Annotated in this window: 24 protein-coding genes; 15 read left to right on the top strand and 9 right to left on the bottom strand. The window is 69.6% G+C overall.

The window, feature by feature from the left end:
• Positions 1 to 187 precede the first annotated feature (187 nt).
• Complete coding sequence (locus tag ABZW60_RS39735) at positions 188 to 799, bottom strand: ABATE domain-containing protein (protein WP_355485835.1); 612 nt, start codon at positions 797 to 799, stop codon at positions 188 to 190.
• Between the two features lie 104 nt (positions 800 to 903).
• On the opposite strand from ABZW60_RS39735, the gene ABZW60_RS39730 reads away from it, so the two are divergent.
• The 3 genes from ABZW60_RS39730 to ABZW60_RS39720 are packed head-to-tail and all read left to right on the top strand — an operon-like array spanning position 904 to position 2872.
• Positions 904 to 1767 (top strand): pyridoxamine 5'-phosphate oxidase family protein, encoded by an 864-nt coding sequence (locus ABZW60_RS39730; protein WP_355485834.1) that lies wholly within the window; start codon positions 904 to 906, stop codon positions 1765 to 1767.
• Positions 1764 to 2225: a nuclear transport factor 2 family protein gene (locus ABZW60_RS39725; RefSeq protein ID WP_355485833.1), complete on the top strand. Its 462-nt coding sequence runs from the start codon at positions 1764 to 1766 to the stop codon at positions 2223 to 2225. The genes ABZW60_RS39730 and ABZW60_RS39725 overlap by 4 nt, the downstream gene beginning before the upstream one ends.
• A 5-nt stretch (positions 2226 to 2230) precedes the next feature.
• Positions 2231 to 2872: a hypothetical protein gene (locus ABZW60_RS39720; protein WP_355485832.1), complete on the top strand. Its 642-nt coding sequence runs from the start codon at positions 2231 to 2233 to the stop codon at positions 2870 to 2872.
• On the opposite strand, the gene ABZW60_RS39715 is transcribed toward ABZW60_RS39720, so the two are convergent.
• Positions 2833 to 3345: a pyridoxamine 5'-phosphate oxidase family protein gene (locus ABZW60_RS39715; protein ID WP_355485831.1), complete on the bottom strand. Its 513-nt coding sequence runs from the start codon at positions 3343 to 3345 to the stop codon at positions 2833 to 2835. The two genes, ABZW60_RS39720 and ABZW60_RS39715, sit on opposite strands and share 40 nt — an antisense overlap.
• 53 nt (positions 3346 to 3398) lie before the next feature.
• On the opposite strand from ABZW60_RS39715, the gene ABZW60_RS39710 reads away from it, so the two are divergent.
• From ABZW60_RS39710 to ABZW60_RS39700, 3 genes are all read left to right on the top strand, one after another.
• Positions 3399 to 4241 carry a DegV family protein gene (locus ABZW60_RS39710; protein ID WP_355485830.1) on the top strand — a complete coding sequence of 281 codons (843 nt, stop codon included), beginning with the start codon at positions 3399 to 3401 and terminating at the stop codon, positions 4239 to 4241.
• A gap of 810 nt (positions 4242 to 5051) precedes the next feature.
• Positions 5052 to 5783 carry a helix-hairpin-helix domain-containing protein gene (locus tag ABZW60_RS39705; RefSeq protein WP_355485829.1) on the top strand — a complete coding sequence of 244 codons (732 nt, stop codon included), beginning with the start codon at positions 5052 to 5054 and terminating at the stop codon, positions 5781 to 5783.
• Positions 5770 to 8259 carry a ComEC/Rec2 family competence protein gene (locus ABZW60_RS39700; protein ID WP_355485828.1) on the top strand — a complete coding sequence of 830 codons (2490 nt, stop codon included), beginning with the start codon at positions 5770 to 5772 and terminating at the stop codon, positions 8257 to 8259. Before ABZW60_RS39705 ends, ABZW60_RS39700 begins: the two co-directional genes overlap by 14 nt.
• An 80-nt stretch (positions 8260 to 8339) precedes the next feature.
• On the opposite strand, the gene ABZW60_RS39695 is transcribed toward ABZW60_RS39700, so the two are convergent.
• Positions 8340 to 9047 carry an isochorismatase family protein gene (locus ABZW60_RS39695; RefSeq protein WP_355485827.1) on the bottom strand — a complete coding sequence of 236 codons (708 nt, stop codon included), beginning with the start codon at positions 9045 to 9047 and terminating at the stop codon, positions 8340 to 8342.
• Positions 9048 to 9116: 69 nt separating this feature from the next.
• On the opposite strand from ABZW60_RS39695, the gene holA reads away from it, so the two are divergent.
• The gene (gene holA, locus ABZW60_RS39690) at positions 9117 to 10142 is read left to right on the top strand and encodes a DNA polymerase III subunit delta (protein WP_355485826.1); all 1026 of its coding nucleotides are present in this window, start codon (positions 9117 to 9119) and stop codon (positions 10140 to 10142) included.
• 129 nt (positions 10143 to 10271) lie between these two features.
• Here holA and ABZW60_RS39685 read toward each other — a convergent pair whose 3' ends face one another.
• Positions 10272 to 11258: an NAD(P)-dependent oxidoreductase gene (locus tag ABZW60_RS39685; protein ID WP_355485825.1), complete on the bottom strand. Its 987-nt coding sequence runs from the start codon at positions 11256 to 11258 to the stop codon at positions 10272 to 10274.
• Between the two features lie 150 nt (positions 11259 to 11408).
• The gene (gene rpsT, locus ABZW60_RS39680; protein ID WP_141859325.1) at positions 11409 to 11669 is read right to left on the bottom strand and encodes a 30S ribosomal protein S20; all 261 of its coding nucleotides are present in this window, start codon (positions 11667 to 11669) and stop codon (positions 11409 to 11411) included.
• A 171-nt stretch (positions 11670 to 11840) separates the two neighbouring features.
• Between rpsT and ABZW60_RS39675 the strand changes: the two genes are divergently transcribed.
• Together ABZW60_RS39675 and ABZW60_RS39670 are read left to right on the top strand one after the other, a co-directional pair.
• Complete coding sequence (locus ABZW60_RS39675) at positions 11841 to 12773, top strand: DUF2207 domain-containing protein (protein WP_355485824.1); 933 nt, start codon at positions 11841 to 11843, stop codon at positions 12771 to 12773.
• A 106-nt stretch (positions 12774 to 12879) separates the two neighbouring features.
• Positions 12880 to 15873, top strand: a complete 2994-nt coding sequence (locus tag ABZW60_RS39670; protein WP_355485823.1) for a S8 family serine peptidase — start codon at positions 12880 to 12882, stop codon at positions 15871 to 15873.
• A 44-nt stretch (positions 15874 to 15917) separates the two neighbouring features.
• On the opposite strand, the gene ABZW60_RS39665 is transcribed toward ABZW60_RS39670, so the two are convergent.
• Genes ABZW60_RS39665 through ABZW60_RS39655 form a run of 3 tightly spaced genes read right to left on the bottom strand, consistent with a single transcriptional unit; the run spans position 15918 to position 18532 of the window.
• Entirely contained in the window at positions 15918 to 17087 is a 1170-nt protein-coding gene (locus ABZW60_RS39665) for a hypothetical protein (RefSeq protein ID WP_355485822.1), read from the bottom strand.
• Positions 17084 to 17590: a SigE family RNA polymerase sigma factor gene (locus ABZW60_RS39660; RefSeq protein WP_355485821.1), complete on the bottom strand. Its 507-nt coding sequence runs from the start codon at positions 17588 to 17590 to the stop codon at positions 17084 to 17086. Before ABZW60_RS39660 ends, ABZW60_RS39665 begins: the two co-directional genes overlap by 4 nt.
• Before the next feature lie 36 nt (positions 17591 to 17626).
• Positions 17627 to 18532, bottom strand: a complete 906-nt coding sequence (locus ABZW60_RS39655) for a hypothetical protein (RefSeq protein ID WP_355485820.1) — start codon at positions 18530 to 18532, stop codon at positions 17627 to 17629.
• Between the two features lie 109 nt (positions 18533 to 18641).
• On the opposite strand from ABZW60_RS39655, the gene lepA reads away from it, so the two are divergent.
• From lepA to ABZW60_RS39625, 6 genes are all read left to right on the top strand, one after another.
• Entirely contained in the window at positions 18642 to 20531 is a 1890-nt protein-coding gene (lepA, locus tag ABZW60_RS39650) for a translation elongation factor 4 (RefSeq protein WP_355485819.1), read from the top strand.
• Positions 20532 to 21440 carry an aminoglycoside phosphotransferase family protein gene (locus tag ABZW60_RS39645; RefSeq protein WP_355485818.1) on the top strand — a complete coding sequence of 303 codons (909 nt, stop codon included), beginning with the start codon at positions 20532 to 20534 and terminating at the stop codon, positions 21438 to 21440.
• Positions 21441 to 21511: 71 nt separating this feature from the next.
• On the top strand, positions 21512 to 22090 hold the full coding sequence (locus ABZW60_RS39640) for a TetR/AcrR family transcriptional regulator (protein WP_355485817.1): 579 nt from the start codon (positions 21512 to 21514) through the stop codon (positions 22088 to 22090).
• Positions 22087 to 23466, top strand: coding sequence for an MFS transporter (locus ABZW60_RS39635; protein ID WP_355485816.1), 1380 nt, complete (start codon positions 22087 to 22089; stop codon positions 23464 to 23466). The genes ABZW60_RS39640 and ABZW60_RS39635 overlap by 4 nt, the downstream gene beginning before the upstream one ends.
• 39 nt (positions 23467 to 23505) lie before the next feature.
• Positions 23506 to 24132 (top strand): MOSC domain-containing protein, encoded by a 627-nt coding sequence (locus ABZW60_RS39630; protein WP_355485815.1) that lies wholly within the window; start codon positions 23506 to 23508, stop codon positions 24130 to 24132.
• Positions 24129 to 25382, top strand: a complete 1254-nt coding sequence (locus ABZW60_RS39625; RefSeq protein WP_355485814.1) for an MFS transporter — start codon at positions 24129 to 24131, stop codon at positions 25380 to 25382. Before ABZW60_RS39630 ends, ABZW60_RS39625 begins: the two co-directional genes overlap by 4 nt.
• Here the strand turns inward: ABZW60_RS39625 and ABZW60_RS39620 are convergent.
• Entirely contained in the window at positions 25347 to 26102 is a 756-nt protein-coding gene (locus ABZW60_RS39620) for an IclR family transcriptional regulator (RefSeq protein WP_355485813.1), read from the bottom strand. The two genes, ABZW60_RS39625 and ABZW60_RS39620, sit on opposite strands and share 36 nt — an antisense overlap.
• Positions 26103 to 26114 lie beyond the last annotated feature (12 nt).

The following is a 26114-nucleotide window of genomic DNA, read 5'->3' as shown; positions in this document are numbered from 1 at the left end:
ACCTCGGCGAGCTCGCGGTCAGGCCGGTTCTCTTGGAGCCGGATACGGGGAGTAGCTCGCCGAGGCTCCATCAACTTCAGCTGACAGCCAGGGGGAGTCAGCCGGACGAGCCGGGCTCCTGACGCACAGGGGACGTCAGTAGCCCGGCACAACCAAAAGCGAGGTGAAGGCCCGGGAGGGGTGGCCTTCACCTCGCTGGTGTTTGACTGCCTGGTTTCTGCTTGGCCCTTGCCGATCGGACACCTTGGTAGTGGCGCGCCGCGCGGGCGCGATTTCCGCAGGCCGCCGAGCACCACTCGCGTCGCTGGTGGGTCTTCGTGAAGTACAGGACGCAGCCCGGGGCGTAGCAGGCCCGCAGAAGCGACGGATTCTCGCCGAGCAACTGCTGGGCTTCGGCCGCGACCTGCGCCAGGCCGGCGGCGACTGGCGACCCGGCGACATCCGCGGTGAGAGCCAGGCCTGTCCCGCTCAATCGCAGCCGTTCCCGCGGGAGCTTGCTCGCCGCGTCATTCACCACGGCGAGCGCCTGGCCGGGCGTCCCGGCCGACTGTGCTGTCGCGCGCGGGCGTTCGTCGGCGGTGACGAGGGCCGCGAGCCTGCGGACGGCGTCCCGCAGTTGGCGGGCGCTGTCGTGCTCGGCAGGTGTCGCCGCGACCCCCTGCCGGTCGACGCCGACAGCGTCCAGCCACGCGTCCACATCGCTCGGTGCGGCGAGGTCGTCGTGCAGGCCGGCGGTGTCGGCCCAGATCGTCGCCATCAGCCGGACCGGGACCGGCTCGTCGGGCAGCAGCCAGGTCATGTGGCCGACCTTATCACGGGTGATTGGGCTTGAACCCGTTAGAAGATCCTGCTACAACTTCTAATGCATGGATCAGCGATAACCCATTAGAAGGAGCCTGTGAGATGACCTCCACGGACACCGGGTTCCATGCCGGCGAGCTGGCAGTGCAGCGCAAAGCCGGCGTACAGCAGGATGCGGCCCGACTCTCCCGCATGCTCGAACCGGTGGAGTTGTCCGGCGGCATCGTCAAGTTCCTCGCGGAGCGGACCTTCCTGGTCATCACAGGTCGCGACGAGACCGGCCGGCTGTGGACGTCACCGCTGGTCGGTCCGCGCGGTTTCCTGGATGTCGAATCCACCACCCGGCTGGCGGTCCACGCCGCGCCGCCGGCCGGCGACCCGCTGTGCGGGATCGCCGCAGGTCAGCAGATCGGCATGACGAGTGTGGAGTTCGCCGCCCGGCGTCGAGTGCGTCTCAACGGGACCCTCGTCGAGGCGACGGACGGCTTGCTCGTCGTCGACGTGGAGCAGGCCTTCGGCAACTGCCCGCAGTACATCCCGCAACGCCTGCTCTCGCCGGACCGGTCCGAGCCGAGCGGCGACGTTCGACGCGGGAGCGCCCTGGAAGCGCAGGACGTCGACCTGATCGAGTCCGCGGACAGCTTTTTCCTCGGGACCGTGCACCCAGGTCGGGGCGCGGACGCATCGCATCGGGGTGGCCCGGTGGGCTTCGTCCGGATCGACGGACAGGGCGTGTGGTGGCCGGACTACCAGGGCAACAACCTTTTCAACAGCCTCGGCAACATCGAGGTGAACCCCGAAACCGCGCTGCTGTTCTTCGAGTTCACGACGGGCAGGACGCTGCAGTTGTCCGGCACTGCGAACATCGAATGGGGCGACGACGCCGACCGCAGCATCCGATTCAGCCTCGAACGCCTCGTGGCGGGCCACCTGCTGGGCGCACAACGTGAAAGGTCCCACCGATGACCGAAAGCCGACCACCGTTTCCCCCGTTCGATCTGGACACCGCGCTGCAGAAGGTGCAGGCCGCGGAGGACGCCTGGAACACCCGCGATCCCCAGAAGGTCGCGCTTGCGTACACACCGGATTCGGTGTGGCGCAACCGCGACGTACACCTCGTCGGACGGCCTGCGATCCTCGAGTTCCTCACCGGCAAGTGGGAACGCGAGCAGGACTACGCCCTCCGCAAGGGCTTGTGGGGATTCCGCGAGAACCGGGTGGCGGTGCGGTTCCAGTACAAATGGCACGACGCGGAGGGCCAGTGGTGGCGCAGCTACGGCAACGAGCTGTGGGAGTTCGCGGACAACGGCCTCATGAGCCGGCGGGAGGCGTCGATCAACGACCGCGGCATCGACGCCTCCGAGCGCCGGATCTTCGGGCCTCGGCCGGCCGACGAGCGCGGTCGCGACTTTCCGGTCTGGTGAACGCCGTGGACAGCAAGCGGGCGTACGGCGCGCTCGCGCAGGCGGATCCGGTGCTCGCGGAGCTGATCGCGCAGTACGGGACACCGGATCCGTTCGAGTTCCACGACGGCGGCCGCACCGCCGGCAGCAACTTCGCGGCCATGGTCCTGCACATCCTCGGCCAGCAGATCTCGACGAGGGTCGCGTTCATCCTGTACGACCGGCTCGCGGACGTCCTCGGCGGAACGCCGACCGCCTCGTCGGTGGCCGGGCTCGGTCCTGAGCGGGTGAAGGCGCTCGGAACCTCACGGGCCAAGGCCGTCTACCTGGCCGACCTTGCCGACCGGGTCCGGACCGGCAGTCTCGACATCGAGCGCATGGACCACCTCACCGACGAGGAGGCCGTCGAAGCGCTTGTCGCCGTGAAAGGCGTCGGGCAATGGTCGGCCGAGATGTTCCTCATCCATCAGCTGCGGCGCGCCGACATCCTCCCCGCCGGGGACGTCGGCATCCGCAAGGCCGTTGCCGCCGCCTACCGGCTCGATGGTGTCCCGGGAGTCGACGAGGTCCGGGAGCGAGGCACCCGGTGGGCGCCGTACCGGACATTCGCCAGCGCCCTCCTGTGGAGCTACTTGTCCGTCAGCACTGCCGCCTTGTCGAAGGCGTAGCCGACCATCCAGGCGGGTTGGAGACGGCAGTAGACGATGTCGTGGGCCCAGCTCGAGGGGGAGCTGCCGTAGTGGTTCGTCAGATGCTCCTCGATCTCCGCGAACTCCGGGTGCTCGGGCGTCAGGAATTCGACGTCCCCGTGACTGAACACGCCGATCCGCTCGCCGTCGACGTACGAGATGCTGGCCGCCGGACGGGCCTTCAACTGCCGTGCCTTCGCCGCCGACCCGGAGGTGGTGAAGACCCAGCGCGTGTGCAGGAAGTGCCCGTCGACGGCACTGATCCGGGGCTCACCCTTCGCGGTCACGGTGGCCAGATTGAGCGTGCACATGCCGGTCAGAATCCGCACCAGCTCACCGGCGTCGAGCCGGCGCGAGTCCGTGATGATGTTCTGCAGATGTTGCGTCGAACGCTCGTACGACGCGTCGAGGAGCGTCTGGAGCTCGGCGACCTCGGTCGTTGTCTCCTTCATCTTGTCGAGTCTGGCACTGCTCTCCGACATTAACCGTCCGGTAACCTCGCTGCATGGCAGCCCGCGTGCAGGTCGTCACCGACTCCACGGCCGGTCTGTCCACGCACGAGCTGCTCCGCCACCCGCTGACCGTCGTACCGCTTCAGGTCGTGATCGGCGGAACCTCGTACGACGACGGCGCGACCTCGGCGGACGCGGTCGCCGAGGCGCTCAAGACGTTCACACCGGTGTCGACGAGCCGCCCGGCGCCGCAGACGTTCACCGAGACGTACTCGGAGTGCGCCAGGAACGGTGCCGAGGCGGTCGTGTCGATCCACCTGTCCGGCGACATGTCCGGCACGTTCGAGGCTGCGATGATCGGGGCGAAGGAGTCTCCGATCCCGGTGCACGTGGTCGACTCCCGCTCGCTCGGAATGGGCCTCGGATTCCCGGTCCTCGCCGCGGCCGCCGCAGCCGCCGCCGGCGAGGACGCCGCCACGGTCGAAGCCGCCGCCCGCGCCCGGATGAAGACCATCTCGTCGTACTTCTACGTGGACACCCTGGAGTACCTCCGCCGCGGCGGCCGCATCGGCGCCGCCCAGGCCCTCCTGGGCACCGCGCTGGCCGTCAAACCCCTGCTCACCATCAGCGGCGGCCGCATCGTCCCCCTCGAAAAAGTCCGCACCTCCAGCCGGGCCATCGCCCGCCTGGCCGACATAGCCGTCCAACGCGCCGGCGACACACCCGTCCGGTTGGCGGTCCACCATCTGGCGAACCTGGAAAAGGCCCAAACCCTCGCCGACGACCTCGCCACCCGCCTTCCCCAAGCCGACGAGATCGTCCTCCGCGAAGTAGGCGCCGTCATCGGCGCCCACGTAGGCCCCGGGCTCCTAGCAGTAGTAGTAAGCCCCGAATAACCCCCCTCCCAAACCCCACGCCGAGGCGAGCCGGATCCGGCGGGCCTTGAGAAGACATGCACCGGGGACTGTGAACAGGCAATAGCTTGTTCAAAGTCCCCGGCGGGTGTCGGAGCAGCGGAGCAGGTCGCAGGTGATCCCGACGACCTGGACGTCGCGCCGCCCAACTCCACCGAACCCGCTCGTACGCGCCACCCACGCCGCGCCCTCCACGCCGCGCCCTCCACGCCGCGCCCTCCACGCCGCACCCTCCACGCCGCGCCCTCCACGCCGCGCCGCCCACGCCGCGTCGACACGACACGGCGAGCCGGATCCGGCTGGCCTTGAGAAGACATGCGCCGGGGACTGTGAACAGGCAATAGCTTGTTCACAGTCCCCGGCGGGTATCAGAGCAGCCGAGCAGGACGCAATTTATTCCGACGACCTGGGTGTCGCGCCGGCCGGCTTCGTCGAACGTGCTCGTACGCCGCGGCACCCGGCGGACGAGCGCTGTTCGCGGGGGATCGGCGTACAGCTCCGCAGAGGGGGAGCCGAGGCTTCTCCACAGGAGGGAAATCGCCGGTTCGCGAGGACCCCGAACTCGTACTTTCTCCTGGCGTGAAGGTCTTTCGCCGCACCCCACCTCCCACCCCGGACGCCCGATCCCGAGCTCTGGCCCGCCTAGCCGCCCACCCCCAGCCGCGAGCGCACCTTCACACCCCATCCCCCAACCATCCGGAGGAGCGTGACGAGGTGCGAGGCGGATGGACCCCCGACCAACCGAACCATTCTCGTGCGGACGACTCTCATGTCGACGAGTCCCGTCCTGAAGTGCCGCGTCTCGACCGACTGCGTGATGCGCGGTGGACCCTCGCTCCGCGCCACGTCGCGGTGCTGGCCGTCGTGCTCGTCCTCGGACTGGCCTGGCTCGCCTGGACCTTCCTCCGAGCCCGCCCCGAGCCCATCCCCGACGCCCGCCCGACCACCGCCGCCGCAGGCAGCCCCGTCGCCCAACCCAACCCGACCCGAGAGCAACCCGCTCCAACCCAACCGGGCGCCACCCAGTCCGGCGCCACTCAAACCCAAGCCAACCAATCCCAAGCCACCCAACCCCTAGGCACCGCCCAACCGCCCGTAGTGGTCCATGTCGCTGGAAAGGTCCGCCGCCCAGGCCTCATCAAAGCCCCACCCGGCTCCCGAGTAGCCGACGTACTGACCCTCGCCGGCGGCCCCCTTCGCGGCGTAGACCTAACCTCCCTCAACCTCGCCCGCCAGGTAACCGACGGCGAACAGATCATCGTCGGCCAACCCGCACCACCCACCAACCAACCACCGTCGAGCACCGGCCCCAACCCGACAACAGCCCCCAACACCCCCGTAAACCTCAACACCGCCACCCTCGCCGAGCTCGACGCCCTTCCCGGCGTAGGCCCCGTCCTGGCCCAAAGGATCCTCGACTACCGCGCCCAGAACGGCCCCTTCGCCACCATCGACCAACTCCAGGAGGTCCCCGGCGTAGGCCCCAAGAAGTTCGACTCCCTGAAGCCCCATGTCCGCACCTGACCCCACCCACACCGCGCCCGAGGCGCCATTCGCGGACGACCCTGAGACCGAGCGGCTGGATGCCCGCCTGCTCATTCCCGCCGCCGTAGGCTGGCTGACCGCCGCGCTCCTGCTCGGCCGTCCGCCACTCGCCGGCGGACTCATCGCCGGACTCGCACTGCTCGCCGCCGCAACGCTCGCCCTTCTGATCCGCCGACAAGCCAGCGTCCCGACCGCGCCGGCTCGAACGATCCATGACTGGGTAACCCGCAGCGCAACAGGCTGGATGATCGTCGGCTCGTTGACCGTCGTCGGCGGCCTGGGCATCGCCGCCACCCTCCACACCGCAACCCTCCACGAAGGCCCAGTACGCGATCTCGCGGCCAACTCCGCAACCGTCACCGTCCGACTGAAGATCACCGACGACCCCTCCCTCAGACAATCCACCACCAGCAGACGGCCGCCGTACGTCGTCGTCAAAGCAACCATCGAAGAGATCCGCAGCCGCGACGGCGCAAGCCACGCCGCCGCCACGCGAGTGCGTACGCCGGTGCTCGTCGTAGGTACCGCGGCGTGGCAACACGTCAGGTACGGCCAGCACATCAACGCAACCGGAAGACTCGAGCCAACCGAAGGAGGCGCCGAGGTAGCAGCGATGCTCTCCACCCGCTCACCACCGCGCACCATGGACGATCCACCGTGGTGGCTACGTGCGGCCGAGCGTGTCCGAGCCGGACTCCGAGAGGCTGTCGCGGACGAGCCGGAGGACGTACGAGGGCTCGTGCCCGCGCTCGTCATGGGAGACGTCTCGGGAGTATCTGCCGACCTGAACGCCGACTTCCGAACCACCGGCCTGACTCACCTCTCGGCAGTCTCAGGAACGAACCTGACGCTCCTCCTCGCGTTCGTGCTCCCACTCGCCCGGCTGATCGGCGTACGCGCCCGCGGCCTCACGATCGTCGGCCTGCTGACGGTGGTCGTGTTTGTCGTCCTTGCCAGACCCCAGCCGAGCGTGCTTCGCGCAGCCGCGATGGGCCTGATCGCGCTGGCGGCGATGACAGGCGGCCCAGGCCAACGCCGCGCCGTACGCAGCCTGTCCGTGGCAGTGATCGTCCTGCTCCTCCTGGACACCTCACTGGCCCGCTCGGCCGGATTCGCCCTGTCGGTGCTCGCGACCGCAGGCATCATCTTGCTCGGCCCGGGGTGGCGGAATGCGCTGTCGAGGTGGCTACCCAGGTGGCTGGCCGACGCAATCGCCTGCCCACTGGCCGCGCAACTCGCCTGTACGCCGATCGTCGCCTGGCTCTCGGGAGAGGTATCGCTGGTCGCAGTCGCAGCCAATCTGTTGGCCGGGCCAACGGTAGGCCCGACAACGATCCTCGGCTTCATCGCGGCCGGTGTCGCCCTGGTGAGCAATGAGCTGGCACGGGTTGTGGGTTGGGCCGCCGGCTGGCCGGCGCGCTGGATCATCCTCGTCGCCCGCGAGGGGGCGGATCTGCCAGGCGCCGCAAACGCCTGGCCCGCGACAGTAGTCGGCGTCGCCGTACTCACGCTGCTCTGCCTCGCACTTGTCCTCGGCCTGCACCGCATCCTCGCCCGCCCGATCGCGATGATCCTCGCGGTGGTGATTCTGGCGGTCCTCGTACTGCGTCCTGTCGGGCCCGTCGGCCGGCCACCTGACGACTGGCTTTTCGTCGCCTGCGATGTCGGCCAGGGCGACGGGCTGGTGTTGCGAGCCGGCGACCGTACGGCGGTCGTCGTCGACACAGGACCCGACCCGGCGGCGATGGACAGGTGCCTGAAAGACCTGAACGTGCAGCGCATTCCGGTCGTCGTCCTGAGCCACTTCCACGCCGACCACGTAGGCGGCTTGGCCGGTGTCCTCAATGGTCGGCAGGTGGGCGAGATCGAGGTGACGCCGTACTTCTCGCCCAGGGCCGAGTACGACCGCGTGATCGCGCTGGCGGCGCGGCACGGTGTCGCGGTGCGAACGGTCACCTTCCACGAGCAACGTGCCGCAGGGCAGGTGAGCTGGACGACGCTCTGGCCGGCGAGAGTGCCGGAGCTGCCTGCTCCAGGTACGTCATCGGTGACGCCCACTGACGAAGGCTCACCCGAGAACAACGCCAGCATCGCCATGATGGCCGAACTGGGCGGCCTCAGAATCCTTCTCACCGGCGACCTTGAGCCCGAGTCGCAGCGCGCAGTCCTCGCCACGGGCGCCAACCTGAAAGCAGACGTCCTCAAGGTCCCGCACCACGGCTCAGCCCAACAGGACCCCGACTTCATAGCGGCTGCCAACGCACGCCTGGCCGTCATCTCCGCCGGCCGCAACAACGACTACGGCCACCCAGCCCCCAGAACCCTCGACCTCCTGTCCCACACCACAACCCAAACCGCTACCACCAACACCAGCGGCGCCCTGACAATCACCAACACCAACAACCACCTGGCCCTAACCACTCACCCACCGCCAGACAACGGACTCACAAGATGACCGACGAGGACGGGGCTTCTCTGGCCGAGGCCGCCTGCGAGCGTTTGGCAGTGGGTGCGGCCTCTACCTGGGAGGCAGGGTCAGAAGGTGACGGATGATGCAGGGGAGGTGTTGTCGGGTTGGTCGCCGAGGGACCAGGCGGCTACTCGGGAGACGATGTGGGCGGGGATTGTGTCGGCTACGCCGGGGACGGCGGGGGCGTCGTACGTGGCGTGGGCGTCGTGTGGGAGGACCACTCGGTAGCCGCGGGCCAGGGCGGTCTTGGCGGTGGCGTGTACGCACATCTCGGACATCACGCCGCAGATCGCGACCGACCGCACTCCGGCTGACACGAGGATCTCGCCGAGGGACGTTCCGTCGAAGCCGTCGTCGCGGGGTTTCCGTACGACGTGTTCGCGCGCTCCCGGCTGCACTGGCAAGAACAGCTCCCAGCCCGGCGTACCCGGCTCGTCGTCGGCGCCGGGCGGGCCGTCGTTCTGCAGGTGTACGACGACAGCACCGGCCGCGCGGGCGCGGTCCAAGAGGCTACGTACCCGATCCATCAGCTCCGCCGCACCAGGCACAGCATCGGAGCCGGAAACGAAGGCGGTCTGCAGGTCGACCAGCACCAACGCGTCGACGAGCGAATGCAGCCCACCGCCTGAACCCAACTCGCCACCCGAGCCGCCACCCGAGCCGCCACCCGAGCCGGCACCCAAGTCGCCACCCGAGCCGCCACCCGAATGCAACCCGCCCGGATTCGACTCGCGGCCCGAGCCCGCATCGGTACCAATGCCTGGTGTCGTCATACGCGCATCCTTGCTGGTTTGGTGTGGGGGCGCACCGGGATTGTCGGGGTGGCGTGGGATGCTGGCCGGGTGGCTGCTCGTAAAGGTTCTGCGCCGAAGCTGGGTGATGTGCTGCTGGTGACCGGGACCGAGTCGTTCCTGGCGGATCGGGCCGTGCGGTCGGCGATCGCCGCGGTGTCGAAGAACGCGGCGTCGCAGGGCGCGGCGTCGCAGGGCGCGTCCGGCGGTGACGGCGCGGTCGAGGTGACGGATCTAGAGGCGTCGACGCTGGACGTCGGGGTGTTCGCGGAGCTCACCGGGCCGTCGTTGTTCGCGAGCGAGCGGGTGCTGGTGCTGCGCGGGCTGGAGAACCTCCCGGCGGAGATGGCGCCGCACCTGATCGAGTACGCCGGGTCGCCCGCGGACGACGTACTCGTCGTGCTGGTGCACTCCGGTGGGCAGAAAGGCAAGGGCGTCCTCGACAAGTTGCGGAAGGCATCGGTCAACGAGGTCGTCGCGACGGCGCCGAAGACGTGGGAGCTTCCGCAGTTCGTGGCGGGGGAGATCCGGCTGCACGGTGGGTCGGTCGACGAGGGTGCGGCGTCGGCGCTGGTGGACGCGGTCGGGCACGATCTGCGGGCGCTGGCCGGGGCGTGTGCGCAACTGGTCTCCGATTCAGGCGGGCAGGCGGTGACGGCTGAGCTGATCGGGCAGTACTTCGGTGGGCGCGCGGAGGTCACCAGCTTCGCCGTTGCGGACGCGGCGATCGCCGGGCGGACCGAGCCGGCGCTGGAGCAGCTCAGATGGGCGCTGGACTGCGGGGTCGCGCCCGTGCTGGTGACGAGCGCTATGGCGGGTGGGCTGCGGGGGCTGGCGAAGTACGCCAGTGCGCCGAGCGGGATGCGCGACGCGGATCTGGCACGCGAGGTCGGCGTACCGCCGTGGAAGCTGAAGCAGCTCAAGCAGCAGTCCCGGGGGTGGACACCCGGTGGTCTCGCGACCGCGATCAAGGCCGTCGCGCAAGCCGACGCCGACGTCAAAGGCGCCTCCGGCGACGCCGGGTACGCCCTGGAACGCATGGTCCTAACCATCACCCGAGCCCACGGCCGCCGCTGAAAACCACCACATCCGCTAGCGAACCGCCGCTGGCCGGAGCCGCGCACGGACCGGGGCGGCTGGAGTCGGCAGGCCGGTCAGGCGTGCCGACCTTGGGCCGACCGGGTGGGGCTCCAGGCCCAGACTGGATTACGCCGGGTGGGTGGTCAGCGGGTTGGGCAGGTCGAGTTGGTTGCGTTCGGCTAGCCAGTTGATGGATTCGAGGATGGCCTGTTCTGGTTCGTAGGTCGGGGCGTACGACAGGTGGGACTTGGCCTTTTCGATGGTGAAGCACTGGCTGCGGTGGAGGTGGTTCCAGGTGGAGTCTGCGTGATCGGGGGTGGTGGAGCTGCGGAACTCGTCCCACGTGACGGGCTCCAGGGTGGCGGTCCGGCCGAACCAGCCGGCGGCGACTTCGGCGTAGCCGCGGACTGTCAGCGCGGTCGGGGCGACGATGTTGTAGTCCTCGCCGGCAGCCTTGTCCCGGTGGTCGATGGCCTGCTGGAAGGCCTGGGCCACGTCGTCGGCGTGGACGTGGTGCATGAGTTCGGCGCCGCTGCCGGGGACCCGCAGGGGCTCGCCGGCCGACAGGGTGTGCCAGACGGCGGGGTCGAGGTTTCCGAGCGGACCGGTCGGGTGCCAGCCCGGGCCGACGATGTGGCCTGGGTGCAGCGAGGTGGTGAGGAGCCCACCGGCGGCGGTCTCCTCCTTCAGCATCCGCGCGATCCGGTCCTTCTCGATGCCGTACTCGCCGAAGGGCGGCCCGGCCGAGTCGCTGTCCTCGGCGATCGGGAGCTTGCGGCTCGGACCGTACCGCCAGATGGATCCGCAGTGCAGGAGATGCCCGATCTCCCCGCGGAGCCGGCCGACCAGCGTGGTGGCGGAGTCGAGCGTGAAACAGATCAGGTCGACGACGACGTCCGGCCGCAGCTCGGCGACCCGGTCAGCGAACGTGCCGTCGCGGTCCTCCTGCTGCCGGTCCGCGAGCACCGCACGGACCTGCTGCCACTCGGGGGCGGCGGTGTACGCCGTCCTGGCGCCGCGGCTGATGTTGACGACCTCGTGGCCGCCGCGGACGAGCCGCGGGACGAGGAACGTGCCGATATGACCACTGCCACCGATGACGACGACTCTCATGGCACTCCGATCAACGACTCACGCGATGCGGATCAGCTGGGGATCAGCGAAGGATCAGCTGCGGACCAGAAGGTGTTCGGACACGCAAAAACGATCGGCCGGTCCTGCGGACGGGCCGATCGTTCATGGGCCGCCGGAGCGGCCCGGGCGTCAGAGGGAAGCGGCCTTCTTGAAGATGGCCGACTTGCGGTTCGCCGCCTGGTTGGCGTGGATGACGCCCTTGCTGACGGCCTTGTCGAGCAGGCGACCGGCCTTGCGGGCGGTCTCGTTGGCCTTCTCGGCCTCGCCGGCCTCGACGGCCTCGTGGAAGCGGCGAACAGCCGTCTTGAGGGTCGACTTCACCGACTTGTTGCGAAGTCGCGCAGCCTCGTTCTGGCGGTTGCGCTTGATCTGGGACTTGATGTTCGCCACGGAGCAGAGCCTCGATCAGGTGTGTGCGGTCAATACAGGATGGTGTTGCGCGCACGGCTGTACACCACCCGTGGGCACGCGAAGAGCTAGATTACCAAGAAGCCCCGCCCGCAGCCAAACCGGCCTACTTCTGCAAGCGCGGTGAAACCCTGGTCGACCAGACTACTGTCCGTGATCGACGGCAAGGTAATGCGCATCGTGGCGCTAGCAGCGCTAGGCCTGGCCGTGGCGGGGGTCGTCGGCGCGGCCGTCCGCGACCGAGAGCCGTTCTACCCCGGGCGTACTTCGGGCGCGCAGGTCAAAGCGCAGTACGAGGTCCGTGCGGACGGCGGGCTCGATGTCACCGAGACGATCGAGTACGAGTACAACCAGTCCGGCCAGCCGCTGGACCGGGTCGTCCAGCTCCGGCGGCCCGACGACGGGCGGCTCGACCTGTCGGTGGCCAACCGCGGCACGGACCGCGTCTGGAAGGTGACCCACCTCAGCGCAACCGACCGCGCCGGCGCACCCGTCGCGATGCGGACCAAGGAGCTGGACCCGATCCTGCCTCCGATGACCGCGACCGGCATCGACGGATGGGACAGCCGGCTCTCCGACCTGGTGATCCAGCTCGGAGACGACGACAAGCCCGCCGGCCACCGCGCGACGTACATCCTGCGGTACCGCGTCCATGGCGCACTGGACAAGACAGCCGCCGGCTTTGAGCTCAACTGGCCCGACGAGCGCCGGCTGGTCGAGAACCCGTCGGCCACCGAGCCGCGGGCACCCCTGGATGAGGTCCGCATCGCCGCGCCGGCAGGCATCACGAAAGCGTCGTGCACCGCCTACCGCAGCGCGTGGGGATCGGACGCTCCCACTCCTTGTACGAGCGCGGGCCCGGCCGTCTTCACCCCGGGCAGGGAGCCCGCGGCCATGACGGTGAAGGTTGCCGTCAACCCCGACGGCATCACCGACGGCGGCGCCCTGACCGACGGCTCACCGCTGTCTCGTGGCCAGCGGATTCTGCTGATCGTAGGTGCGGCGATCCTCTTCCTGGTGCTCGTCGGATTCGTCGCCCACTGCCTGATCAGGGGTTTTCCCTTGCACCTGCGCCGCCGTGCGTGACACCGGCCGGAGCTGACGGCATACTCGGGGCCCCGTGACGCCTGTGCGCCGGGAAGTCCGCGAGCCAGCGCTCCACCATCGCGCCGTCCAGCCCTGGAGGAACTTCGTGACCCGCAAACGACCGGCGATCGTCGTCGCTGCCGCACTGATCGCCGCCTGTGCCGGCGTTCCGGTGCTGGTGAGCTCGGCGAACGCCAGCCAGCCGGCAGCGTCGCCGGCCGATCCGGAGGTCAAGCGCTCCGGTACCGGTTCGTACATCGTCCAGCTCGACGACTCCCCGGTCGCGGAGTACGGCGGCGACATCGCCGGTCTCGCCGCGACCCGGGTCGTTCCGGGCGGCAAGTTGCTGAAGACCGCCGCGCCGGTGGTCGACTACGTCAAGCACCTCGCCACCGAGCGCGCCGAGGTGCTCAAGGCCGTCCCGGACGTCAAGAAGCTCTACGACTACAGCTACACCTACGCCGGGTTCTCCGCCGAGATGTCGTACGACGACGCGGTCAAGCTGGCCAAGTCGTCGGGCGTGAAGAGCGTGGAGCCGAGCGAGATCCAGCACGCGGACACCGTCGACACCCCGCGGTTCCTCGGCCTGTCCGGCAAGGGCGGCGCCTGGCAGCAGGCGGGCGGGATCGACAAGGCCGGCGACGGCGTCATCATCGGCATGATCGACTCCGGCTTCGTCCCGGAGCGGGCGAGCTTCGCGCCGATGAAGACCACGGCCACGTCCGACGCGATCGTCGCGAAGAAGTGGAAGGGTACCTGCCAGGCCGGCGAGGAGGCGCCCGTCACCTGCAACAACAAGGTGATCGGCGCCCGGTACTTCGACAAGGGCATCGGCACCCGCCCGATCCCGGAGGAGTTCAAGTCGCCGCGTGACTACGGCGGCCACGGCACCCACACCGCCAGCACCGCGGCCGGCAACTACGGCGTCGAGATGAGCGTCCTGGGCCGCGACTACGGCAAGGGCTCCGGGATGGCGCCGCACGCCCGGCTGGCGATCTACAAGGCGCTGTGGGCGGTCGACGCGACCGGCGGCGGCAGCGGTACGGACGCCGACATCGTGGCCGCGATCGACGCCGCGGTGTCCGACGGCGTGGACGTCATCAACTACTCGATCTCCGGCAGCGGGTCGACGTACGTGAACGCCACCGGTCTCGCGTTCCTGCGGGCGGCCAAGGCGGGCGTGTTCGTCGCGACCAGCGCCGGCAACACCGGTCCGGGCGAGGCGACCGTCGGCAAGACGTACCCCTGGGTCACGTCGGTTGCCAACGGCACCCATGACCGCGACATCCAGACCACCGTGACGCTCGGGGACGGCAAGGCCTACACCGGCGCGGGTATCGGCTCCGGTACGCCGTCGACGCCGGTCGTGCTGGCCAAGGACGCCGGCCTCGCGGGCGCCGACCCCACCAACCTGACGCTCTGCCAGGCAGGCACTCTCGACCCGGCCAAGGTGACGGGCAAGATCGTGGTCTGCGACCGCGGCGTGAACGCCCGCGTCGACAAGAGCCTGCAGGTGAAGAACGCCGGCGGCGTCGGCATGATCCTGCTGAACATCACCCCCGGCACGCTGGACGCCGACCTGCACTCGGTCCCGACCGTGCACCTCGACGACACCAAAGCGGCGCAGGTCAAGGCGTACGTGAGCGGCACCGCCAACCCGACCGCCACCATCGGTCCGGGGACGCCGGTCCGCGTGAACGCCCCGAAGGTCGCCGCCTCCTCCAGCCGTGGTCCGTCCCCGGCCGGCAACGGTGACCTGCTGAAGCCGGACATCATGGCGCCCGGTACGAACGTCCTGGCCGCGACGACCGCGTTCAGCGCGGCCGGTGGCGAGTACGCGTTCATGAGCGGTACGTCGATGTCGACGCCGCACATCGCCGGGATCGCGGCCGTCCTGAAGAGCAAGCACCCGACCTGGTCCCCGATGGCGATCAAGTCCGCGATGATGACGACCGCGACCGACAAGGACGCCGGCGGCAAGCCGATCCAGAACGACTCCGGCTCGCAGGCGACCCCGTTCGGGTACGGCGCCGGCCAAGTGCAGCCGAAGCTCGGCATGGACCCGGGCCTGGTCTACGACTCGACGTACACCGACTGGACGAAGTTCGTCTGCGGCTCCGGGCAGGTGCCGAGCACGCACGAGCTGTGCGCGAACGGCAAGATCGACCTGAGCGACCTCAACTACCCGACGATCGCGATCGGCGACCTGGCCGGCAAGCAGACCGTGACCCGGACCGTGACGAACGTCGGCAGCGTGCCCGAGGTTTACTTCCCGAAGGTCGAGGGCCTGAAGGGCCTCAAGGTGACCGTCACGCCGCGGATCCTGGTCACGCTCCCGGGCCGCAGCACGACGTACAAGGTCACTGTCGAGAACGACGGCGCGCCGCTCGAGCAGTACTCGTTCGGCCGGCTGATCTGGAAGTCGGCGAAGCACTCGGTGGCCAGCACGCTGGCGATCAAGCCGCTGACGGTGAAGGCGCCGGTCCAGGTCAACGGCACCGGCACGGCCGGCTCGGTGCAGGTCCCGGTCACGGCCGGGTACACCGGGACGCTGGAGACCACCGCGCTCGGCCTGACCCCGGCCACGGTCGGCGAGGCCGCGCTGAAGAACCCGGGCGGTGTCTCGTTCCCGACGACCGCGCCGAAGGTCAACGACCACGTCGCCAAGTTCACCGTGAACGTCCCGGCCGGTACGACGTACGCCCGGTTCTCCACGTTCGACGCGGACTACCCGGCGGGCACCGACCTGGACGTCTTCGTCTACAAGGCCGGTACGACGACCCTGCTCGGCAGCAGCACCGGTGGCTCCGCCCAGGAAGAGGTGAACCTGTCGCAGCCCGCAGGCGGCTCGGTGGACGTGTACGTCGACCTGTACGCCGGGGCGAACGAGCAGGTGGTGAAACTCGACCACTGGGAGCTGCAGAAGGCTGAGGGCAACCTCACGGTCACACCGGCCAGCCAGCCGGTCACTGTGGCCGGACAGGTCAACGTCACCGCCAACTGGACCGGCCTGACTGCCGGCACCAAGTACCTGGGCCAGCTCCGCTTCACCGACGGAGCCAACGGCTCCGGCTCGACCATCCTCCGAGTAGACAGCTGACACACGCCAGGGGCGGCCCGGAAACGGGCCGCCCCTAGTCATGTCTACGGCTGCTGCAGCGTCGCTCCGGTCGTCTTCAGCACGGCCGCGCACTCGCCACTGCGGACGTCGCACCGGTAGATCTGCTGCTGAACAGGCAACCGCTGATTGCCCGGCGGCCGGGTGATCAGCAGCACCTGGCTCACGTTCTCGAACACGGGTTCCGGCCATGAGGTGACTTCGGCGTTGGCCGGCAACCGGAGCTTCGTGCGCTTGCCCGACGCGATGTCGATGGCGAGCTTCACGTCGCTGCTCACGATCGTCCGCCCGTCGGGAGACATCACCGGGTACGACGCGGCGGCCGCGACGTCGCAGTACTGGCGCTGCTCGTCGAACTTGCCGTCGCGCAGCACACCCGCCTTCAGGCAACGATTGTTGCCGCGCCTGGTCGTCAGTCCCACGACGTCGGACGCCGCCGGAACCGCCAGCCCGCCGTCGTACCCGGGGAAGTCGATCCGGGTGACCTCGTGAGACTTCGGTCGCCAGCCGTACAGCCCGTACTGGGTGGGTTTGCTGGGATCGCCCACTTCGTCGACGCGGAACCAGATCCCGTTGCGGTTCCAGCCGAGCTGGGACGGCCGGGTCGGCAGTTCCGGGCTTCGCGACACCTGCCGGCCGGAGTCGATGTCGACGACGACGATCTCGCCCTTCGGGCCGTCGAGGTAGTGAATGATCGCGACCTGCCGGCGGTCGGGCGACAACGCCACCAGTTCGATCCGCTCCGGTCCGAGGGCGCGGAACGTTCCGTCCGGCGTGAGGATGCCCGCCCGGGAACCGCCGCCCGCGGGCGACTTCATCGTGAGCCAGCCGTCGCCGACCCGGCCGAAGAACCCGCCGACGCCCGGCGGGATCCGTACCGTCCGGTCGCCGTCGTGCAGCGTGGAACCGTCCGTCCGCAGGCGGCCGCTGGTCAGCGTGTACGGCACCTCGGGCGCGGCGCCCGAGACCGGACCCGGCGGCGGCCCGGCCGGCACCGGGACCGAGCGGTCCGGCGCGGTCCGGGTCAGGAAGCTCACCGTGAGGACGAGGACCAGCGCGATCGCAGCGGCGGCGACCAGGACCGGCCAGTGGTGGCGGCGGCCGGGAGGCTCCAGGCCGGGGCCCTGGGCGTCGTCGGGAACGGTGGCGGCTTGGGCCTGGAGGTAGTCGCGGAGGCGGGTCTCGGTGTCGGTCATCGCAGTTCCTTCAGGCGTTCGGTCAGGACGGCGAGACCGCGCGATGACGTGGCGCGGGCGGAGGACTCGCTGATCCCGAGAATCTGGGCGATCTCGGCGAAGGAGAGATCCAGGTAGTACCGCAGTACGAGGACCTCACGCGTGCGTCGTGGCAGCCCCTGGAGGGCCTGCTGCACCTCGGACCGCTCCTCGCTCAGGACGGCGGCGCTCTCGGCGGAGGCGTTCGGCGCCTGGTGGGGCGGGATGTACAGCCGCGCGACCTTGCGTCGGCGCAGGACCGACCGGCTGCGGTTCACGACCGCTGTCCGCAGATAGGGCAGGGCCGCGTCAGGTCCCCGCAGCGGCCAGCGCCGGTACAGCTCGGCGAAGGCCTCCTGGACGACGTCCTCCGCCGCCTGCCGATCGTCCACCATCAGCACCGCCAGCCGGACCAGTCCGGCCCAGTGCTGCTGGTAGAGCGTCGACACGGCCGCCTGCGCGGGCGCCGGGCGTCCGATGCTCACCACTTGATCCGTCACACCCCTGTAGACGCGCGGCGGTCAGAAACGCTGCATCCGTTCCCGTACCCAGTCGAGGTGGACGATCGCCTGCTCACGCTGCCACTCCCGGATGGTCGGCAGGCCGGGCGGCGCCGGCTGCGCCGCGCCCCACCACTGGCCGCCGGCGATGGCCGCGATGAACCCGGTGATCGCCTCGTCGTCCGGCAGCTCCGGCAGGTCGACAGAGCCCCTCATGTCCGCGTGCAGGATCACGGTGTCGGCCCAGCGCGGTGCCAGCGCCGGGTGCGCCCAGTCGATGAACACCACCCGGTCGTCGGTCAGGATGACGTTGTCCGCCCGCAGGTCCCAGTGCGACAGGGCCTTGCCCTCGGCCAGCACCTGCAGCGTGGCCCGGGACAGCTCGGCGAACTCCTCGACCCGGCCGTCCATCCACGCCGGGACGGGGAGACCGTCCGCCAGCACGTTCTCCCACCGGCTCAGGAAGTCATGGCTCCGTACGGCGGCCACTGGCGCGTCCTGCCACGGTGACGGGTCCAGGGCGTCGGTCAGCTCGTCCAGGGCGTCCAGGACCCGATCCGCTTCCGTCTGCTCCCACGGGTGGGCGGGGAGCCGGCCCTCGATGTCCTCGAAGAGCAGCCCAACCCAGTCGCCGTCGTCGTACACGTCGTAGAGCAGGGGCGTCATCGGCAGCGGGCCGATGGCCTGGACGGCGGTGATCTCGAGGCGGAACAGCTCCGGCGTCTTCGGGTTCAGCGGCGTACCGACGGCCTTCAGGAAGGCGCGACGGCCGGAGGCGGTGACCAGGCGGGCGGCGACTCCGGGGGAGAAGCCGCCCTGCTGCGTGACGGCCGTCACCACGGCGGAGCCGAGCGAGTTCTCCACCCAGGCCCGCACGGCCGCGGGCAGCTTCTCGAACGGCAACCGGACCCCAGCAGCATGCGCCATGCCGCACCACGCTAGCGGTCCCGCGCCAGCGATTTTCGAATCCGCTGGACCCGCATGGGATGATTGACCGGATATTCAGGTACCACGAGACGAGAACTGGATCCCCTCCGTGCCAGCTGGCCCCACGAACGTGCCGCAGCCGGGTCGCACCGACCCGTCGCTGATCCGGAACTTCTGCATCATCGCCCACATCGACCACGGGAAGTCGACGCTGGCCGACCGGATGCTGCAGATCACCGGAGTGGTCGACGACCGCTCGATGCGGGCGCAGTACCTCGACCGGATGGACATCGAGCGCGAGCGCGGCATCACGATCAAGTCCCAGGCCGTCCGGCTGCCGTTCACGCCCGGCCCGGACTCCCCGGGCGGCCTGCTCGCCCCGGACGGCACGACGTACATCCTGAACATGATCGACACGCCGGGCCACGTGGACTTCACCTACGAGGTCTCCCGGTCGCTCGAGGCGTGCGAGGGCGCCGTCCTGCTGGTGGACGCCGCGCAGGGCATCGAGGCGCAGACCCTGGCCAACCTGTATCTCGCGCTGAACGCCGACCTGCACATCATCCCGGTGCTGAACAAGATCGACCTGCCGAGTGCACAGCCGGAGAAGTACTCCGAGGAGCTTGCCAACATCATCGGCTGCAGCCCGTCCGACGTGCTCAAGGTGTCGGCGAAGACCGGTGAGGGCGTCGAGGAGCTGCTGAGCGAGATCGTTGCGCAGATCGACCCACCGAAGGGCGTCAAGGACGCGCCGCCGCGGGCCCTGATCTTCGACTCCGTCTACGACACCTACCGCGGCGTGGTCACCTACGTCCGGGTCGTCGACGGCGAGCTGAACCACCGGGACCGGATCAAGATGATGTCGACCGGCGCGGTGCACGAGATGCTCGAGGTCGGGGTGATCTCCCCGGAGCCGGTGAAGACGCAGAGTATCGGCGTGGGCGAGGTCGGTTACCTGATCACCGGGGTGAAGGACGTCCGCCAGTCCCGCGTCGGTGACACCGTCACCTCGAGCGTCCACGGCGCGACCGAGGCCCTCGGCGGCTACAAGCACCCGCAACCGATGGTGTACGCCGGTCTGTACCCGATCGACGGCGACGACTACCCGACGCTGCGCGACGCGCTCGACAAGCTCCAGCTGAACGACGCCGCGCTGCAGTACGAGCCGGAGACCTCGGGCGCGCTCGGGTTCGGGTTCCGCTGCGGGTTCCTGGGGCTGCTGCACATGGAGATCGTCCGCGAGCGGCTAGAGCGCGAGTTCAACCTGGACCTGATCTCGACCGCGCCGAACGTGGTCTACCGGGTGCAGATGGAGGACGGCGCCGAGCACGTCGTCACCAACCCGAGCGAGTTCCCCGAGGGCAAGGTCGACGAGGTGTTCGAGCCGGTCGTCAAGGCGACCATCCTGAGCCCGAGCGACTACATCGGCGCGATCATGGAGCTGTGCCAGCAGAAGCGCGGCGCGCTCCAGGGCATGGACTACCTGTCCGAGGACCGGGTCGAGCTGCGGTACACGCTGCCGCTGGCCGAGATCGTGTTCGACTTCTTCGACCAGCTGAAGTCGAAGACCAAGGGCTACGCGTCGCTCGACTACGAACCGACCGGCGAGCAGTCCGCGGAGCTGGTGAAGGTCGACATCCTGCTGCACGGCGAGACCGTGGACGCGTTCTCGGCGATCGTGCACCGCGACAGCGCGTACGGGTACGGCGTGGCGCTGGCCGGCAAGCTCAAGGAGCTGATCCCGCGGCAGCAGTTCGAGGTGCCGATCCAGGCCGCGATCGGGTCCCGGGTGATCGCCCGCGAGACGATCCGCGCGATCCGCAAGGACGTGCTGGCCAAGTGCTACGGCGGTGACATCACCCGGAAGCGCAAGCTGCTCGAGAAGCAGAAGGAAGGCAAGAAGCGGATGAAGATGGTCGGCCGCGTCGAGGTCCCCCAGGAGGCCTTCATCGCCGCCCTCCGCACCTCCGACGCTCCCGAGAAGGCAGGCAAGAAGTAGGTGCCGGTCGAGATCCCGGCGGGGCTGCTGGTCGTCGCCTCGCGCGGGCAGGACTGGGCCGACTGGCTCGATCGGCTGCCACGGCTGGTCCGGGAGTTGCTCGACGAGTGGCAGCTCCGGGTCGACGGTACGGCGGCGTACGGCAACTGCGCCCTCGTCGTACCGGTGCTTGTCGACGGGCGTCCCGCCGTACTGAAGGTGCAGTTTCCGCACTGGGAGGCGGAGACCGAGCACCTGGCGCTGCGCGACTGGGCCGGCAACGGCGCCGTACAGCTGCTGCGCGCGGATCCGCGCCGGTTCGCGCTGCTGCTGGAGCGCCTGGAGCCCCGTGACCTGACGACGATCGACGCGCTGGACGCCTGCGAGATCGTTGGGCGTACCTACAAGCGCCTGCACGTCCCGGCCGGACCGCAGTACCGGACCCTGTCCGGGGAGTTGCGGCGCTGGGTCGACGGGTTCCGGCAGTTGCCCGCGTCGGCGCCCGTGCCGCACCGGTACGTCGAGCAGGCGATCTCGCTGGCCGAGGACTTCATCGCCGACCCGGCGACCGACGGGCGGCTGATCCACACCGACCTGCACTACGAGAACATGCTCGCCGCCGACCGCGAGCCGTGGCTGGTCATCGACCCGAAGCCGCTGTCCGGCGATCCGCACTACGAGGTCGCGCCGTTGATCTGGAACCGCTGGGACGAGGTCACGGCCGCGCGCGACCTGCGCTTCGCGGTGCAGCAACGGTTCTGGACCGCCGTCGACGCCGCCGGCTTCGACGAGGATCGCGCCCGCGCCTGGGTCATCCTGCGCCAGATGCTCAACGTCCTCTGGACGCTCCAGGCCACGTCTGCCGACGAATCCCTGCCGCAGGACTGGCTGACCCGCAACATCGCCATCGTCAAGGCCGTCCAGGACTGATCCGCCCGTTCGGGGTGAGGTAGCAGACATTCGGTTGTAGTTAGTAGTTACTACCTACTAACTTCGCCGGTATGGCGACGCGGATGAGCGGACGGGAGCGGCGCGAACAGATCCTCGGGATCGCCGAGGAGGAGTTCGCGGCCGCCGGGTTGTACGGCGCCTCGACCGAGACGATCGCGCGCCGGGCCGGGATCACCCAGGCGTACGTGTTCCGGCTGTTCGGGACGAAGAAGCTGCTGTTCCTGGAGTGCGTGGACGCCGCGTTCGAGCGGATGCGGCTGGCGATGGTCGCGGCCGCCGGCGGGGCGAGCGGGATCGAGGCGCTGACGGCGATGGGGCAGGAGTACAACGACATGCTCGCCGACCGCACCACGCTGCTGCTGCAGTTGCAGGGCACGGCCGCGGCGGCCGCGGGTGACGGCGAGGTGCGGGACGCCGTCCGGGCGAGCTTCGCGCGACTGTGGCAGTCCGTCGCCGACACCGCACAGCTGGACCCGGTCACCGTGAAGGCGTTCCTCGCCTTCGGGATGCTGCTCAACACCAACGCTGCGCTCGACCTGCCTCAGGTCGACGAGCCCTGGTCCCACCAGGCCAGAACCCGGATCAAGCCGGGCCTCTTCACGCACATCACCACCGAGACGAATCGATGAGCACCCAGGTCGTCGACAAGCCCCGGGTACTCGTGGGGTACCTGCTCTTCGTCGGCCTGACGGTCGCGGTGGTGATCGGGAGTCTCGGAGCTCCGCTGATCACCGCGGTCGCCCAGGAGTACGGCGTTTCGCTCGCGGCGTCGCAGTGGACCTTGACGGTCGCGTTGCTGGCGGGATCCGTTGCGACGCCGGTGCTCGGGCGGCTGGGGTCGGGGCCCCGCCGTCGTGCCGTCTTCCTCGCCATGCTCGGGGTGGAGGTCGTCGGCAGCCTGCTGACCGTGCTGCCGTTGCCGTTCGCGTTCCTGCTGATCGGCCGGGCCGCGCAAGGATCCGGACTCGGTCTGCTCGTGCTGATGATGGCGATCGCCCGCGATCACCTCGACGAGCAGCGGGCCGCGAAGACCATTGCCTTGTTGTCCGTGGCATCGACCGCAGGGATCGGGATCGGTTATCCGTTGTGCGGACTGATCACGGACCTCGGCGGTGTCCGCGCCGCGTACGGGCTCGGCCTCGTCGCCACGACCGCGGCCTTCGTCGGCGCGGTCGTCGCGCTCCCGCACGCACCGGACCGCCCGTCGTCGCGCCTGGACCTGCGAGGCACGATCCTGCTGGCGATCGCGCTGCCGGCGCTGCTCGTGGTGATCGGTCAGACCGGCCTGTGGCGGCACCACACCGGCGTCGCGCTGACCGTCCTGGTCGGGTCCCTCGTCCTGCTCGCCGGATGGACCGTCCTCGAGGTGCGCACCGAGAGTCCGCTCGTCGACATCAAGCTCCTCCGGCATCCGGCGGTCGCCGCGGCCAACCTGGTGATGCTCGTCGGCGGCGTCGGCATGTATCTGCTGTTCAGCCTGATCACCCGGTACGTGCAGACTCCGTTCGCGGCCGGGTACGGCTTCGGGCTGAACACCTTCCAGGCGGGCCTGGTCCTCGTACCGTTCTCGATCCTCGGCTTCGTCGCGGGCCGCCTCGTTCCCGCCTGGCGTTCGCGGCTCGGCCCACGGCTGTTGCTGGTGGCAAGTACCGCTGCGGTGCTCGTCGCCTTCGTACTGTTCGCGGTCGCGCGCTCACAACTGGTCGAACCGGTCGTCGCGATCGGCATCCTCGGCGTCGGTGTCGGTGCGTTCTCGGCCGCGATGCCGGGTGTCATTCTCGCGGTGACCCCGGCCGCCGAGACCGCCAGTGCGATGAGCGTGAACGCGGTGGTGCGCAGCGTCGGCTTCTCCACGGGCAGCGCGCTCGGCGGCTTGATCCTGGCCGCCCACACCACGGGCGTGTTCCCCAGCGAGTCCGGGTACGGCGCCGCCGCCTGGATCGGTGTCGCGGCGACCGCAGCCACGCTGCTCGTCATCGCCGTGCTCCCGCTCAAGCACCGATAACCGGTGGATCTGGTCAGGCAGCCGGGCGATGATGCGGGTATGCGGCTGCTGACGGTGAACGTGGTGGAGAAGCTGATCCCGGGTCCCAAGGAAACGGGCTTCACCGCGATCGACAAGCGGCCGCAGTCCGGGCGGGTCCGCGTCGGCGAGCTCGGCCTGGCCGGCGACCGGGTGTGCGACACCAAGAACCACGGCGGCCCCGATCAGGCGCTCTACGCGTACGCCGAGGAGGACGCGCGCTGGTGGTCCGCCGAGCTCGGCCGCGACATCCCGACCGGCCTGTTCGGCGAGAACCTGCGCACCGAGGGCGTCGACATCAGCGGCGCGCTGCTCGGCGAGGTCTGGCGGATCGGCGACGAGGTCGAGGTGATGGTCCGTGCGCCGCGCATCCCGTGCATCACGTTCCAGCACCGGATGCAGGAACCGCACTGGGCCAAGCGGTTCCACCAGGCCGGCTGCCCCGGCGCGTACCTGAAGGTGCTCCGCGAAGGCACGATCGCCGCCGGCGACCCGATCGAGATCGTCAGCCGCCCGGACCACGAGGTCACCGTCGCGCTCATGTTCGCGCAGCAGGACGCCGCCAGGATGCAGCGCATGCTCGACTCCGGCGTCGACCTCATGGACGAGCTCCGCGACACGGCGCGCCGCGTCGTGGCCCGCGGGTGAGCGCGCCGAACGACCAGGGCAACACGGTGCAGGGGGTGCTGCCGGCCCCTGGACCGTTGCGGCCGCTGGCCCTCGCCACCCTGCTGAGCCGGGTCGGGAACGGGCTGCTGATGACGGTCAGCGTGCTCTACTTCAACCGGATCGTCGGGTTGAGCATCGCCGAGGTCGGGCTCGGCCTCACCGTCGCGGGCCTGTTCGGACTGCTGTCCGCCGTACCGCTGGGACATCTCGCGGATCGTCGCGGCCCGCGGGGGCTGTTCGTCGTACTGAGCCTGATGGCGTGCGGTCTCTCCCTGATGTACCTGTTCGTCCACACCTTCTGGCAGTTCCTGGTCGTGAGCATCGTGCTGACGATGATCGACCGCGGCGCCGGTGCGGTTCGCGCGGCCCTGATCGCCGCGGTCACCACGGGCGCGGGACGGGTCGCCGCCCGCGCCTACCTGCGGGCCGTCACGAACATCGGGATCATGGCCGGCGCGGGCATCGGCGCCTTCGCGCTGCACTTCGACACCGGTACGGCGTACCGCCTGATGTTCGTGCTCGACGCGGTCCTGACCAGTGTCGCGGCGTTCGTCGTCCTGGCGATCCCACGGGTCGCGCCGCAGCCGCACGACGCGGACGGCCCGGTCTGGATCGCGTTGCGCGACCGTGGGTACCTCGCCGTCGCCGCGCTGAACGCCGGCATGAGCATCCACTACGCCGTCCTCGACGTCGCGATCCCGCTCTGGGTCGTCGATCACACCGACGCGCCGCGCTGGACCGTCGCGCTGCTGCTGATCGTCAACACCGTGGTCGTCGCGCTCTTCCAGGTCCGGTCGTCGCGCGGCGTCGCCGACCCGGCCACCGCGGCCCGGGCCACCCGTACGGCCGGATTGTTGCTCCTGGCCTCGATGGTGCTGATGGCCGGCGCCACCTGGGGGAACGCCGCGACCGCGGTCGGCCTGCTCGCGACGGGCGCGCTCGTGCAGGTGATCGGCGAGCTGCTGCAGTCGTCGGGCGCGTTCCTGCTGAGCTTCGACCTGGCGCCGGGGCACGCCCAAGGTCAGTACCAGGGCGTCTGGAACACCAGCATGTCGATCAGCACGATGCTCGCCCCGACCGTCCTCGCTCTGCTCCCGCTCGGCCTCGGCGTGCCCGGCTGGATCATCCTCGGCGTCTGGTTCGCGGTGATCGGGATCCTGTTCGTCCCGGTCGTGCGCTGGGCAGCGGCGCGGTCAGCCGACCGGCTCGCGGTAGCCCAGAGCGGCTGAGATCTTGCGGGCGGCCTCGATCGCCGCCGGGGCCATCAGGGCGACCTGGGCGATCGACTGTTCGAGGGAGAGCGTGGAGATACTGACCGCGGCGATCGCGGCGCCGGTGTGGTCGTGGATGACGGCCGCGACGCAGCGGATGCCGGGCTCGTTCTCCTCGTCGTCGAGCGCGTACCCGCGGGCCCTGGTCTGCGCGAGATCCGCTTTCAACGCGGCGGCCGACGTGTGGGTCAGGGGAGTCCGCGCGGGCAGGCCGGTGCGGGTGATGTGGACGTCGAGCGATTCGTCGTCCTTCTCCGCGAGCAGTGCTTTGCCGATGCCCGTGCAGTGCAGCCAGATCGCCTTGCCGACGCGCGACGGCATCCGGTACGGCTTCGGGCCGTCGAGACGCGCGACGTAGATCGCCTCGTCACCGTTGAGCAGTCCGACGTGCACCGTGCAGCGTGTCTGTGCGACCAGGTCCGCGAGCACCGGACGGGCGACCGTGGCGAGGTCGACGTTGGTCAGCGCATGACCGGCCAGCCGGAGCGCCTTCGGGCCCGGGTGGTACGAACCGTCGTCAGCCTGGGCGACGAACTCGTGCTCGACGAGCGACGCCATGATCCGGTGCACGGTCGACTTGGCCAGGCCGGTCGCGTTCACCACGTCGGTGAACCGCGAGTGCTCCAGGACGGCGTCCAGCACCATCAACGTCTTGTCGATGGCCGAGGGCGAACTCATGTCGGACATCCT

Origin of the sequence: Kribbella sp. NPDC003557 (assembly GCF_040610805.1) — a bacterium.
Taxonomy (GTDB): Bacteria; Actinomycetota; Actinomycetes; order Propionibacteriales; family Kribbellaceae; genus Kribbella.
Note: the sequence above shows the minus strand (reverse complement) of the source record. Positions and strands in the feature narration are given on the sequence as shown.

Bases quoted from the DNA above. Each gene is read 5' to 3' on its own strand.
- ABZW60_RS39710 (WP_355485830.1), top strand. From the start codon at position 3,399: ATGGCAGCCCGCGTGCAGGTCGTCACCGACTCCACGGCCGGTCTGTCC.
- ABZW60_RS39620 (WP_355485813.1), bottom strand. From the start codon at position 26,102: ATGAGTTCGCCCTCGGCCATCGACAAGACGTTGATGGTGCTGGACGCC.
- ABZW60_RS39635 (WP_355485816.1), top strand. From the start codon at position 22,087: ATGAGCACCCAGGTCGTCGACAAGCCCCGGGTACTCGTGGGGTACCTG.
- ABZW60_RS39630 (WP_355485815.1), top strand. From the start codon at position 23,506: ATGCGGCTGCTGACGGTGAACGTGGTGGAGAAGCTGATCCCGGGTCCC.
- ABZW60_RS39655 (WP_355485820.1), bottom strand. From the start codon at position 18,532: ATGGCGCATGCTGCTGGGGTCCGGTTGCCGTTCGAGAAGCTGCCCGCG.
- ABZW60_RS39715 (WP_355485831.1), bottom strand. From the start codon at position 3,345: ATGAAGGAGACAACGACCGAGGTCGCCGAGCTCCAGACGCTCCTCGAC.
- ABZW60_RS39700 (WP_355485828.1), top strand. From the start codon at position 5,770: ATGTCCGCACCTGACCCCACCCACACCGCGCCCGAGGCGCCATTCGCG.
- ABZW60_RS39735 (WP_355485835.1), bottom strand. From the start codon at position 799: ATGACCTGGCTGCTGCCCGACGAGCCGGTCCCGGTCCGGCTGATGGCG.
- ABZW60_RS39725 (WP_355485833.1), top strand. From the start codon at position 1,764: ATGACCGAAAGCCGACCACCGTTTCCCCCGTTCGATCTGGACACCGCG.
- ABZW60_RS39730 (WP_355485834.1), top strand. From the start codon at position 904: ATGACCTCCACGGACACCGGGTTCCATGCCGGCGAGCTGGCAGTGCAG.
- ABZW60_RS39695 (WP_355485827.1), bottom strand. From the start codon at position 9,047: ATGACGACACCAGGCATTGGTACCGATGCGGGCTCGGGCCGCGAGTCG.
- ABZW60_RS39640 (WP_355485817.1), top strand. From the start codon at position 21,512: ATGGCGACGCGGATGAGCGGACGGGAGCGGCGCGAACAGATCCTCGGG.
- ABZW60_RS39665 (WP_355485822.1), bottom strand. From the start codon at position 17,087: ATGACCGACACCGAGACCCGCCTCCGCGACTACCTCCAGGCCCAAGCC.
- ABZW60_RS39685 (WP_355485825.1), bottom strand. From the start codon at position 11,258: ATGAGAGTCGTCGTCATCGGTGGCAGTGGTCATATCGGCACGTTCCTC.